We start from the raw sequence: 12,964 nt of genomic DNA, 5'->3' as shown, positions 1-12,964 counted from the left end.
AGAGACCAAAAGGCATTCTCCAGCTGTTAACATTGCTCCACTTACTGTTGAGGGGCGGGAGAAGGAACTGATGATTCGTAAATTCAGGCTGGTTTTTCAACAGATAACTGGCTAGGTAAATTTGGCACTCTTCCTTTCAGATCAGTCAGTATCTGCATTTCAGATATTCATTGGTCTATTACCTCACTATTTAATGAAAGCCCCTTCTCTTAATGATTTTTTGTTGTGGCGAACTGTGACCTAAAAAGTTTTTTATAAGTCTACACAGTGACCTATATCCAATCTATCATGCTCATTCCCAGACAATTATTACTATTCCTGGCAATTGTTGCTTTATTGCTGTTTCTGTACATCCTATATAGAAAAGTATCTATTAAAGGTTCGTGCCCTGCCTGTGGCGATAAATCTCCTGATCGTATACCCCGTCCTACATTAGTTCGTTGGCTACTGGGATTCCTCCCGCTACAAGGTTTTCGATGCGTTGTTTGCCGAAACCGGTTCTACCAGCTTGGGCGCTGATTTATAACTTAACTTATAGCTTTCAGGCTGGTTTTCAAGAAGATCACTCATTTTGGTTCTATTTGCCTATTCACACCCCTATGTATATGCTTCCTAAAATTCTGCATTATCTGTTTCCTGTTTTTTGCCTGGCAGCCATATTCTTAGTGCTGATCAGTATTAGGTTTATGTCAGGATTTTATTTGCTGTTGGGTACTATGACCTTTCTAGCCTCAATTAGCTGCACGGCTGCAGCTTTGTATATTACCTGGCAGGCATCCAAATAGAAACCTTTTCAGCTTGCCACCCGGCCATTGTTCAATTGATTATCTGTTTTACATGAAAAAGCCATCGCTATGCTTAGCGGTGGCTTTTTTCTTTTTCATAATGTTGAGTATATTGAATTCGATCTATATAGGAGCTACTCATTGTAGCGATCAACTGAATCCAAAGGCTTGCTTGCCGAAAAGTATATTGCCTAAATTGTGCCAAGTCTATGTAAATAAACATACATGCCTGATAATCTGACAATTAAGAAATAAAAAATAGTAGTTGCTTTGATTTTACACGTCTATTTTGTAGGGTTATTTCCACATTCTGTAGCATCTCAGATACGGATATCCACAGGTTCAACCTATTCCTAATAGTGATAATGTATTGTTTGCCGCCCGTATTACCTGTACCAAATTCACCATACATTGAACTGAAAAAGTCGCCCTTTTAAGAGCGACTTTTGACAATTAGCTTACGTATAAAAAAAGCAAAAACGTTTATTTCCAGCGTAATGCATTAATATTATTGCCAATCTTAGTACCTTCGGCCAGGCCCACTTCGTTATCGTAGCGCGTATGAATACCGCCCATCAATCGGGATTCAGCACACTCCTGAGCTGCTGCCCAAAACGATTTATAATGCCGGGGTTCGTATTTTACCGTGTAGGTAACCGGACTAAAGTAGTCAGCATAGTCCGCTTGTGTTGGATTATTGGGTAATTCTTTCCGGGTTACCAATTTGAGCTCAGGGCGATGTACATGCGTATCATCCGTAAACGAAAAACTAGTACCGTATAACTCGGTCAATACAGCAGCGGTAGCGGCCGACTGTACTGCATGACCCGAATAAAACGTAGGAAATGGCGGTTCCAGAAAGAACGGCAACCATTGAGGCCACCACTTGCCATCCCTTCCATTAGCCCGAATGATAGTTTGAGCGTATGAAGAAGGCCGTTCAGCGTTGAACGTAAATTTTACTTTCCAGCAGATAATGAATGCGTCAGCCACCGCCATACCTATTCGCGCATAGGTTTCAGCGGCTTTGATCAAATCAGTATTGGTGTTGCGGATGGCAATACTGCCCAGATTGTAGGAATGACCAGGGGGCGAGCATGTTTCCGTTGGATCGTCTCCCCACCACATCACAGTGGCCCGTTCGGTATCTGTAAGGCCTATCTTACGATCAACCACTTCTTTATAGGATTTGTAATACAAACTGGTCGTATCAGTCGAATACTCTAATGGCTTCGGCAGGGGTAATGCTCGGTTTTTCCGGGAAAAGGTTCGATTATCTCCCCAGGTTGGATGCATCGGAATTTTCGTATTGGATTGGCCAATTACGGGTGGTACCCATAATCCTGTCCCAGTTGGTCGCACATAATCTGTGGGGAAGTTCCGCAAATATCCTTCGTGGCCACCATCACTTTTCGACCATTGGTAAATTTTAGCGGCAATGGCTTTGCCATATTTTTCCGATCGCTCAACGACATCCGGGCTAAACTTGACAGCATACTGGTCATGAATAATCTGCTCTAAAGAGTCAATCGGTTTTGTTTTATCGGTGTATTCGTAGAGCGCTTTCAGTATGTAAGCCTGTCCAGCGTTAAGAGCTAATTCCCAACAATATGACTGCTTTGTGTTCACTTTGGGCAACGTAAGCGTATCGACCAGTTGCCGAACAATTGATCGATTTTTGGGCGACGACTGAACAACAGTTTCATACATGGTCAGCCCTATGTACCCTATAGCCCGAGATCCATACGTTGGTGTATTTTTGGGAGCTCTGGTCATGATGCGCACAGTCATGTCAGCCCAAGTTGTGGCAACTGAAGTAGGTGATGTTTCTGTCTGCGTTGATTGAGCGTGGGCAATCGACCAATGACTAAAAACTAAACAAACCTGAAATACACAAATACGAAAAAAGTGTTTCATTACATTACTCTTTTATCCCTAAAGTATAGGTACGCAGACAAAAAATATGCCAGACAGAGTAAATAGAAACATCAATTAAACACCGATATTTTAACTATAAAGGCATATATATGCCAAGGCTAGATCAGACAGATTCACACTTTATGTGGTATAATTACCGTAGGAAGTGTAGAAAATAAACAGATCCATTAACCCATAACCAACCACAACAAGTGCGAAAGAGCCAACAACTGGGAGGACCTGACCTAAAAATAATGCTTGGCAAGATCTTCCAATAAACCCGTATTCGTTGGCTCCCAACCCAGCTGCGACTTTGTTTTTGGGCTAGCTGCCGGGCTGTCGAAAACGATAAAACGACTCATCCATTCGAAATGACCAGCTGCTTCCTCGCGTGATATAGAAACGACTGGCACATTTAGGTGCTTGCCAATCACTTCTGCAATTTCGTGTACCGGAATACCTTCATCGCCGATGGCATTGTATCTGGCCCCAGTTGCACCTTTTTCTAATGCCAACCGGAAAAGATGAGCGGCATCCAATCGGTGTACAGCCGGCCAGCGGTTGCTACCATCACCTACGTAAGCCGACACACCCTTCTTCCGGGCTGTATTAATAATAAAAGGTACAAAACCTTGATCGCCAGCGTCGTGAACAGAAGGTGGTAACCGAATAACCGATGCATGGACGCCCGCATCTGCCAGTGCTATGGCCGTTGTTTCTGAAGCCCGGGGGAAACCTGGGGCAGGATCGTCTTCGGTGATGAAATTACCATCGGTTCGTAATCCTAAAATACCACCAGTTACAATAAACGGACGGTCAGAACCTGCTAAAACGGAACCAATTGCGTCAATGGCCTGCTTATCCGTTTCGGCAGCAGCCAGGTATTGATTAAAATCGTGAATGAATGCAGTATGGATAACGCCATCCGCTTCAGCAGCGCCTTTTTTTAAGCTGTCGGGATCTTCGAGACTTCCTCTTAGCACGTCAGCCCCTGCTTTGAAGAGGGCTTCTGCCGATTTATCTGAACGGGCAAGGCCAACGACCTGATGTCCGGCAGTTATTAATTCCTGTACGATAGCGGAGCCGATAAATCCGGAGGCCCCGGTCACAAATACTCTCATATAGTTTTCCTTTGTTGGTCACACAAAACTAGTGGGACATAGAGCTGAAGAGCGAGGGCATTTGACTCAATTTTTTGAGGACATTTTTATCGTATTTTTCGTTTAGCTTCACGACTACCCTTCTTTTTATCATGTTTGACGATTTCGAGCAATACCTCCGACAGTACGAACCTGGGCTTACCGGCGAGCAAATGCAGTTGATCTGTTCGAAATCGATTATCCGGAAAGTACGTAGAAGACAAATGCTATTGCATGAAGGCGAAGTTTGTCAACAGAAAATATTCGTATTACGGGGTCTGCTCAGAACGTATGGTATAGCTGCCGACGGAAGTGAACATATCATGAAATTCTCTTCTGAACACGAGTGGCTCACAGACCCCGACAGCTACTTTAATCGCACACCCTCCGAGTTGAATATTGACGCGCTTGAAGCCAGTGACGTGGTACTGTGGAGTCACGACGATTTCGAAACCCTACGCACGACCATTCCTGAGATAAACTCATTTTCGGAGAAGATGATAAATAAAAGTATAGGTGTCTCTCAAAAGCGAATTCTATTGACTATCAGTGCCAGCGCGGAGGTAAAATATCAACATTTCATCGACACCTATCCCGATATTTTCCGACGAGTGCCCTTGCATATGGTGGCTTCCTATCTGGGCGTATCCCGCGAAACACTCACCCGAATCAGGCAAGGACGGCTTGTGGCTGAAAAAGGTTAAGACTCAATAGACAGGCTCAGCGTTTCATCTGCCCGAATGACTATACTAGCTGAGTTGGTGGATAGCCGAACTGTTTTTTGAAGGCGAATGAAAAATGCGACAGGTCTTCAAAACCTACTTCCAAATAAACATCGACAGGTTTTTTCTTCGTTTGAGTGAGCTGATAATGAGCGAATTCCAGACGCTTTTGAGTAAGCCACTTTTGGGGTGTACTATGAAAATGCTTTCTAAAATCCCGGTTGAACGTCGATAGGCTACGCCCAGTCAGATAGCCGAATTTTTCCAGCGACATATTGAACATAAAGTTTTTGCCCATAAAATCGGCCAAATCAATTTTCCCCGGCTCGTCAAAATTGGCGAGTACTTGATCAATAGTTGAATCAACGGCTCTAAGGATGCTTATGGCTTCGGTCAATTTCAAGGCAGCAATCGTCTCCGGGAACGTTTCCTGCATATCAAAGTAAGGCAACAGCGATGCCAGACAACTTGTCAGCAAGGGATGATGCTGAAAGAGTCGGATTCCCGGCGACGATGTGATGCGGGGCTTTATGTCCAGATTAGCATAAAAGTTTCTCAGCCGATCTGTCGTTAAATGCATGGCAACGGCTTTGTGAGGCAGGTTATCTTTCGGATAATTAATAATGGTAGCCAGCTGATTACGGGGAATTAAGAAAATATCGCCCGGTTTAAACAAGTACACAGCATCCGCCTGAATAATCTTTGTTTCACCCGAAATGAACCATACCAGCATGTGATAATCAAACGACACCTCTGTTTTAAACAGTTTATCCTCGAAGCAGGAAAGCTTGATGTCGGGGGTTATGTATTGCGTTTGAAAATCCATGCTGGTTAACTTCTCAATGTATCGTTAGATAGGGTTTTCCTTTGCGAAAGAACCATAAAAACTGCTGTTATTCAACCGGAAACGATATGCCTGTCATTTCTTCGCTGAGGGTCCACAACCGTTTTGCATTGGTTTCATCTAGCGAATACGGTTGTACTCCTCGCAACGTAGCCAGTTCATCGTAGCGATGCTCGATGTTGCCTAAATCCAGTTCGGCAATATCCGCATCTTCGCAATACACCCCACCAATTTCGGCTAGTAGAGGGCTTGTAGCGCACCAAACCGTTGTGGCTGCACCCTGAGAAATGGTCTTTAGTATTTTTGCTACTTCCGGAACGATGTTACCTTCCTCATCGTGCGTTCCCATTTGCTGAAACAACGTCATGGGCGCTTCACGGCCCAAATCAGTGCCATTAACAGAGCCGGGATGCAACGAATATGCCCTTACCTGAAAGGCTTGTCCGCGACTGTCCAGTTCAACTGTAAACAGATTATTTGCCGTTTTCGATTGTCCGTATCCTTGAAGTGTATCGTAGTCCCGGCGTTCAAAATTGGGATCGTCGAAATTGAAAGGCGCTATTTGGTGACCAAATGAAGACACATTTACAACTCTGGCTCCCTTTGCTTTTTTAAGAGCAGGCCATAATCTTGCTGTCAGTTGAAAATGGCCTACGTGATTGGTAGCTAATTGCGATTCATACCCTCGGCTGTCCCGACGCAACGGTACCCACATGATACCAGCATTGTTGATGAGTAAATGAAGAGGTTGGTCCGAAGCCAGAAATTTTTCGGCAAAGGCATCAATGGAAGCCGGATTCATTAGATCCATCATCGCCAGTTCCACATTGGGAATGTCTGCCAGCGCCTTTTGCGCTTTTTCTTTATCCCGTACCGGAACGATTACCGTAGCTCCCGCAGCAGCTAACGTTTTGGTCGTTTCTAGTCCAATACCCGCATACCCCCCTGTGATAATGACTATTTTACCGGTAAGATCAACTCCATCAATGACTTCGTGAGCTGTCGATGTTGCGTTAAACCCTGAACCAATTGGTTTCTGTAATGCTCCCTGAAAATTAGTTTGTCCCATTATTATAAAATTTTGTTGGGACAAAAGTAGAGCGTCTGCACACCTCAGACTTTGTTTAAAATGTCATTTTTGCTTTGTTCAAACTGTCATGTTTCGCCAACACAGATTAATTGTAAAGATCGCCAAGCAAGTATTCTTTTTGATCTTGGCTGGTTAATCTTTTAGCGTAACATCAAGCGCTCTTCTTCGTGATCGAGATAGTACAGATGTTTGCGGACAATATCTTCATCGAGCGTCATAGTGGTTCTGTTTTTCTCGACCAGCCATTGTCGTTGCCGATCCAGAATACCCCGATATGTTTCTTTTACGGCGTCACTCAAGGCCGTCGGCGCTCCGTCGGTAGACAATTTATGTGTACTGGTTTTCATCAGTTTCTGATAAACGGGCTTCGCCAGTTCATCCTCGTTCAGATTTTCCCGCATGTATTGCAGCGCTAACGTAGCGAACTCCTTTTCAATAAAAGCATCTACTTTTTCTTCTGGCTTCGTGTAATCTTTTTCAACCAAATTGAATTTTCGAATAACAAATGGTAGTGTAAGTCCCTGAACAACAAGGGTAAGTAGAATAACAGTAAACGTAATAAATAGAATAAGGTTACGCTGAGGGAATGCAGCTCCGCCGTTGTTCAGATGGATAGGAATCGACAGCGCAGCCGCCAGCGAGACAACACCCCGCATACCTGTCCACCCCAACATCATGGGCGTTGTCCAACCTGGATTTCCACTGTCAGCAACGGTGATAAAATTTCGCATGATCAGCGTAGTGATGAGCGCACCGTAGCAGGAAAGTATTCGGACGATAACTAAGGTAACAGTAATGAGTACACCATAACGAATTGCTTCCCCGATACTGGTACCGTCCAGGCCTGAAACAATTTGCGGCAAATCGAGTCCGATCAGGATGAATACCAGACCGTTCAGAATAAAAGACGTGCTTTCCCAGAAATTAAATCCTCTTATTCGGGAACGTCCGCTTAAAAAATTGTACCGATTATAAGACATCAATAAGCCCCCACTTACAACCGCCAATACCCCCGAACTATGCGCTTCTTCGGCAGTAATATAGATAGCATAAGGGGTAAGAATAGACAGTGCCATATCGATATTGACGTCGGTAGGCAGTAGTTTATGCAGCTTCATAAACAACCACGCAACCAGCAGACCGATCCCTACTCCACCAATCACCATCCACAAAAAACTAAGCAAAGCATTCTGCGCATCGAACTTTCCAGTAGATACGGCAATCACTGCAAACTGGAAGATAATCAGCGACGACGCATCATTGAGCAGGCTCTCCCCTTCCAGAATCGACGACAGTCGTTTAGGCACCTTAACAAATCGCATAATCGCGCCCGCACTCACCGCATCCGGTGGCGACACAATACCACCGAGCAAAAAGCCCAGTGCCAACGTAAACCCCGGAATATAGTGATGCGCAATTAAGGCCACGCTAAAGGCCGTAACAAAGACCACCAGAAAGGCAAATGAGAGGATAATACGTCGCCATTTCCACAGCTCTTTCCAGGAATTCGACCAGGCAGCTTCATATAGCAGCGGTGGTAAAAAGATAATAAAGACCAGCTCGGGGTCCATCTTTAGCATGGGTAATCCAGGAATAAAACTGATAATAAGACCAGCCACCACCAGCAAAACCGGATAAGCTACTCTCAGGCGTTGAGCCAAGATAATCAGCAACACCATGACCAATATCGTACCCAGATAAAACGTAACCTGTTCAATCATTGAAATGAAAATTTGGGTGTAGAAACTACATAAAAAAACAGGCATCTGGCCTGCTTTCTGTTGACTAATATATTGGTTTTACCAAACAAGACCATCCCGCTTGAGATGACCTTGCTTGTTTTTGGGAAATAAATAGTTATTTCTGATACACTATCGCAAATTCCCTGGCGAAATCTTCCAGCTTTACATTGCCTAAAATGGGGGGGTGTTTTTCGTAATCCTCAAGCAGAGCTCCGCTGTGCAGGCTGGCACCCAGTTCTACAAAGTTGTCAATAACGTGTGGAGGCAGACCGCGTTGTTCCATACCTTCTTTCATTTGCTCACTCGTCAGAACGAGCCATTGTAAATCGGGTTTGCCAATAGCAATTCCCAGGATTTTGGCGATTTCGCTGGCGGTGCGTTCATCGCTGGCTACGTAGCGAATGGTTTGGCTGGTAGCGGGTTTTACGAGTTCCTCCGCAGCAACGGCCGCAATGTCGATTGGAGAAACCATCGCCATCTTATCATCTTCACCATAGTTGGTACCGATAAAACCGGCGTTTTTAATCATATCGACAAAGCCAAACAGGTTGTAGTAGAAATAACCCGCGCGCAGATGGGTAATGGCTACGTCCGACAACTGATTGAGAATGACTTCGGCATGGTGAGCGCCGAGAATGAAACCTGTACCCTTGTCTAAATGGGCACCGTAGCTGCTAAGCAATACGACCCGTTTTACGCTCGTCTGTGAAATCGCCTGTACATATTTGTTACTCAGCCTTTGATAATACGCTACAACATCTGTTTCAGCATAATTGGGCGGAATCATCAAAAAAACGGCATCGGCTCTGGTAAATGTAGCAATCAGAAAATCAACATCTTCCAGCGATCCGATGGCAGCCGTTGCGCCTAGTGATTCAATATCTTTTTGCTTTTCTGGTTTGCTGCTGATAACCGTAATGGATTGTTCTTTTTGCACTAAATCTTCGGTCAATGGCTTGCCGATATGGCCTAATGAGCCGGTTATTACGATGTTCATATCTTTTCGATTTTGTTTCTACAAAAGTCGAAATGCCGGGACTGGCGCTTGTAGTCGAATCTATGGTTGTTGTAGCCGTTTCGTTATGCAGCTTAAATACCTCTAAATCCTCTGAAGGGGACTTTGTCTATGTACGAGCAAAGTCCCCTTCAGAGGATTTAGGGGTAAAGTACTTCAGCTTAATTAATTAAACGATTGCCGAAATTCCAGCGGAGAAAGTGCCGTTTTGCTTTTGAATAATTTACTGAACGATTGTGAATGCTCGAACCCTAATGCATAGGCAATTTCGCTGATCGACAAATTGGTTGTGGACAGCTTTTCTTTCGCTTTGTCGATCAGCTTATCGTGAATGTGCTGTTGTGTACTTTGCCCAGTCAGGATTTTCAGCAAACCGCTTAAATAGTTAGGCGATACGTTTAATGCATCAGCTACTGACTGAACTGTTGGGAGGCCTTTTTCGATTAAGTCATCGCTGTTGAAATAATCGGTAAGTAGTGTTTCCAGTCGATTGAGAATCTGGTGATTCGCAATTTTTCGTGTAATGAACTGACGGTGGTAAAACCGATCTGAATAGGTTAGCAGTAGCTCTATCTGCGCAACGATTACGCTCTGGCTGAACTGATCGATGTTGGAATGGTATTCCTGCTGGACACGCTGCATAATATCAGCAATAATCGTTTCTTCTTTCTCCGACAAAAACAGCGCTTCGTATACGGCATAATCGAAGTACTCGTAGCCCTTAATGGTTTTGGCTAATGCCGTGTTCCAAAGAAAATCAGGATGAATTAGCAACATCCAGCCCGAATGTACCAATGGTTTATCGGTTTCCACTTCAATTTTCAATACCTGACCAGGCGCCATAAAAAACAGTATGCCCTCATCGAAATCGTATTCCTGCTGACCATATTTCATCCGGGCATTGAAATTCCGTTTCAGCGTGATGGAATAAAAATCATAGACCATGCTCGTTTCCTTGTCGAGCAAATGCCGCATGTTGGCTACGTCGACCACACTGACCAACGGATGCTCTGGCTTGGGCAATCCCCTGAATTGATGAAATTCGCTGATCGTTTTGAATCGACGTGGTTGATTCGTAGTCATGGTTATAGGTCGTTTATCCCGCAAAGATCTGTATCATATATCTCTAGCTTGTAGCTGAATCTCTGTTAGTTGTAGCCATTTTATCTTGGTACAATCGGCACTTTCGTAAATCGACCCCACACTACAAACGCAGCCAGAAGCGCAAAAACGATGTTTACGCCAATGACCGAAGCTTCTCCTCGGATAATATGAAAAGCGCTGGCAAAGAACATCAGTACGATGATACAAACAGCGGCAATGGGTGTAAGTTTTGGTTGAATATGGAATAGCGTAGGGAAAATCAGTCCAATTGCTCCCAAAAAATCTATGAGTCCACTCAGTTTAACCAGCACAACAGGAATTTGACCAGTCCAGGGCCACATGACCGATAAGGTGTCGATGGGCTGGAACAATTTCATCCAGGCAGCCCAGGTCATACTGAGGGCTAAAAGTAGTTGTACAACCCAAAGAGTAATGTGTAAAACGGTTGATGTTTTTTGCGGATTTGCCATGTTTCTCGTTTCGATAATGACTCAAAAGTAAATACCTTCGCTATCCAATCGAAAGCACTTCCAGTTTGGATAGCGCTATCCGATACGATAGTAACGTACTTTGCAAACCCCTGAAATATGCTAACAAGCGGAGGTTGTCCGAAGAATATGCTTTCCATTAAAGATGCGTTAGAGGCAGTGGAAGGCCGCTGGAAACTACTGATTCTGTTTGCCTTATCCTCAGAACCGAAACGATTTAAGCAGCTGGCCAGAGAAGTCGTTGGCATTACCGATAAAACCTTATCGAAAGAACTAAAAAGTCTGGAAGCAAATCAATTGGTGAAACGAAGCGTCCATGATACGTTTCCACCCACAGTCGAATATGCGATTACACCACATGGCTTATCGTTGGAGAAAGTAATTGACGAATTGCACTATTGGGGATTATCCCATCGAAAGGAAATAATTGGGAAATAAGCGTTTCCAGTTTATCCCAATCGGTAGAAAATTTCAGTCAGGCTCTTCATAAAAAACCCAGCCTGTTAGAATGATTTTCACTGGTAAAATCATTCTAACAGGCTGGGTTTTTTATTCGCTGACGTTACTAATTATTGTAGGCAGTTGACACCGTATCGCCACCTTCACCTGTCCAGTTGGTATGGAAAAACTGACCACGTGGTTTGTCAATACGCTCGTAGGTATGTGCGCCGAAGTAATCGCGCTGTGCCTGTAGTAGATTGGCAGGTAACCACTCACTGCGGAACCCATCCAGATAGCAAAGTGCCGATGTCAGTGCAGGTGCAGGAATGCCGTTGCTCAACGCAGCCGCGCAAACCCGTCGCCAGCCAGCCTGCGCCGATTCGATTTTCTGTTTGAAGAAATCATCGAGCAGCAGATGCGGAAGTTCCGGATTTTTATCAAAGGCTTTTTTGATATCGCCCAGAAACGCCGAACGAATAATACAGCCACCTCGCCACATTAAGGCAATATCACCGTAATTCAGCTTCCATTTATACTCTTTGGCAGCCGCCATAAACAGGTTATACCCCTGTGCATACGAGATGATTTTAGCCCCATACAGCGCCATTTTCAGATCGTCCAGCAGTTGCGCTTTGTCGCCCGCAAATTCAGCTTTCGGGCCGCTGATTATCGTTGACGCTTTTACACGCAAATCTTTTTGTGCGGATAGAAAACGAGCAAATACGGATTCGCCAATGAGGGTTAGCGGAATGCCTAGATCAAGCGCAGCGGTGCCAGTCCATTTTCCGGTACCTTTTTGTCCGGCCGTATCCAGGATTTTATCAACCATCGGCGTACCATCTTCATCTTTATACGCCATGATGTCGGCTGTAATTTCGATCAGGTACGAATCCAGCTCTTCGGTATTCCATTTTTTGAATACTTCATGCATCTCGTCGGCACTCAAGCCCAGCAAATCTTTCATGACCTGAAAAGCCTCACCAATAATCTGCATGTCGCCATACTCGATACCGTTGTGCACCATTTTCACAAAGTGACCAGCGCCATCGCTACCCACCCAATCGCAACAGGGCGTACCATCATCAACTTTGGCAGCAATCGACTGGAAAATACCTTTTACAAATGGCCACGCTTTTTCACTGCCTCCAGGCATCATAGAAGGACCGGTCAACGCGCCGATTTCTCCACCCGAAACACCCGTTCCGATATACAGAAATCCTTTACTTTCTACGTACTGAGTTCGGCGAATGGTATCGGGGAAATAGGAATTGCCTCCATCAATGATAATATCGCCCGGTTCCAGATGCGGGATAATCTGTTCAATGAAATCATCGACAGGTTGGCCGGCTTTTACCAGCATCATCACCTTGCGGGGTCTTTCTAAAGAGGCAACCAATTCTTCAATAGAATGCGCACCGATAAAATTCTTTCCGGCTCCTCTCCCGTTGATGAAATGGTCAACCTTTTCAACTGTCCGATTGAAAACAGCTACGGTAAACCCTTTGCTTTCCATATTAAGCACGAGGTTTTCGCCCATCACAGCAAGACCGATCAAGCCGATATCTGCAGATTTTGTCATTATGATGTAATTTATTGAACGTTACTATACTAGGGTAAGTCTTTAGCAGCGCGCAAATATAGACATATCCGTATTCTCTGCCTGATCTACATGGATTT

General features: G+C 44.5%; 11 protein-coding genes. 2 read left to right on the top strand and 9 right to left on the bottom strand.

The window, feature by feature from the left end; all coding sequences use genetic code 11:
• Positions 1 to 1,268 precede the first annotated feature (1,268 nt).
• A complete protein-coding gene (locus tag ACYVE4_RS01290) occupies positions 1,269 to 2,702 on the bottom strand; it encodes a vanadium-dependent haloperoxidase (RefSeq protein ID WP_460994975.1) in 1,434 nt (477 codons plus the stop codon).
• A gap of 245 nt (positions 2,703 to 2,947) precedes the next feature.
• Complete coding sequence (locus tag ACYVE4_RS01285; protein WP_460994974.1) at positions 2,948 to 3,823, bottom strand: SDR family oxidoreductase; 876 nt, start codon at positions 3,821 to 3,823, stop codon at positions 2,948 to 2,950.
• 131 nt (positions 3,824 to 3,954) lie between these two features.
• On the opposite strand from ACYVE4_RS01285, the gene ACYVE4_RS01280 reads away from it, so the two are divergent.
• Positions 3,955 to 4,545, top strand: coding sequence for a Crp/Fnr family transcriptional regulator (locus ACYVE4_RS01280; protein WP_460994973.1), 591 nt, complete (start codon positions 3,955 to 3,957; stop codon positions 4,543 to 4,545).
• A 40-nt stretch (positions 4,546 to 4,585) separates the two neighbouring features.
• Here ACYVE4_RS01280 and ACYVE4_RS01275 read toward each other — a convergent pair whose 3' ends face one another.
• The 6 genes from ACYVE4_RS01275 to ACYVE4_RS01250 form a co-directional block, all read right to left on the bottom strand.
• A complete protein-coding gene (locus tag ACYVE4_RS01275; protein ID WP_460994971.1) occupies positions 4,586 to 5,389 on the bottom strand; it encodes a helix-turn-helix domain-containing protein in 804 nt (267 codons plus the stop codon).
• A 67-nt stretch (positions 5,390 to 5,456) separates the two neighbouring features.
• Positions 5,457 to 6,476: an SDR family NAD(P)-dependent oxidoreductase gene (locus ACYVE4_RS01270; protein ID WP_460994970.1), complete on the bottom strand. Its 1,020-nt coding sequence runs from the start codon at positions 6,474 to 6,476 to the stop codon at positions 5,457 to 5,459.
• 161 nt (positions 6,477 to 6,637) lie between these two features.
• A complete protein-coding gene (locus ACYVE4_RS01265) occupies positions 6,638 to 8,218 on the bottom strand; it encodes a Na+/H+ antiporter (protein ID WP_460994968.1) in 1,581 nt (526 codons plus the stop codon).
• A 136-nt stretch (positions 8,219 to 8,354) separates the two neighbouring features.
• Complete coding sequence (locus ACYVE4_RS01260) at positions 8,355 to 9,236, bottom strand: NAD(P)H-binding protein (protein WP_460994967.1); 882 nt, start codon at positions 9,234 to 9,236, stop codon at positions 8,355 to 8,357.
• A 183-nt stretch (positions 9,237 to 9,419) separates the two neighbouring features.
• A complete protein-coding gene (locus ACYVE4_RS01255; protein WP_460994965.1) occupies positions 9,420 to 10,337 on the bottom strand; it encodes a helix-turn-helix domain-containing protein in 918 nt (305 codons plus the stop codon).
• Positions 10,338 to 10,417: 80 nt separating this feature from the next.
• A complete protein-coding gene (locus tag ACYVE4_RS01250) occupies positions 10,418 to 10,828 on the bottom strand; it encodes a DoxX family protein (protein ID WP_460994963.1) in 411 nt (136 codons plus the stop codon).
• A gap of 117 nt (positions 10,829 to 10,945) precedes the next feature.
• Here ACYVE4_RS01250 and ACYVE4_RS01245 point away from each other — a divergent pair, with 117 nt between their 5' ends.
• A complete protein-coding gene (locus tag ACYVE4_RS01245) occupies positions 10,946 to 11,284 on the top strand; it encodes a winged helix-turn-helix transcriptional regulator (protein WP_460994962.1) in 339 nt (112 codons plus the stop codon).
• 127 nt (positions 11,285 to 11,411) lie between these two features.
• Here the strand turns inward: ACYVE4_RS01245 and gnd are convergent, their stop codons facing one another.
• On the bottom strand, positions 11,412 to 12,866 hold the full coding sequence (gene gnd / locus ACYVE4_RS01240; protein WP_460994961.1) for a decarboxylating NADP(+)-dependent phosphogluconate dehydrogenase: 1,455 nt from the start codon (positions 12,864 to 12,866) through the stop codon (positions 11,412 to 11,414).
• Positions 12,867 to 12,964 lie beyond the last annotated feature (98 nt).

This window comes from Spirosoma harenae, assembly GCF_054776975.1.
Note: the sequence above shows the minus strand (reverse complement) of the source record. Positions and strands in the feature narration are given on the sequence as shown.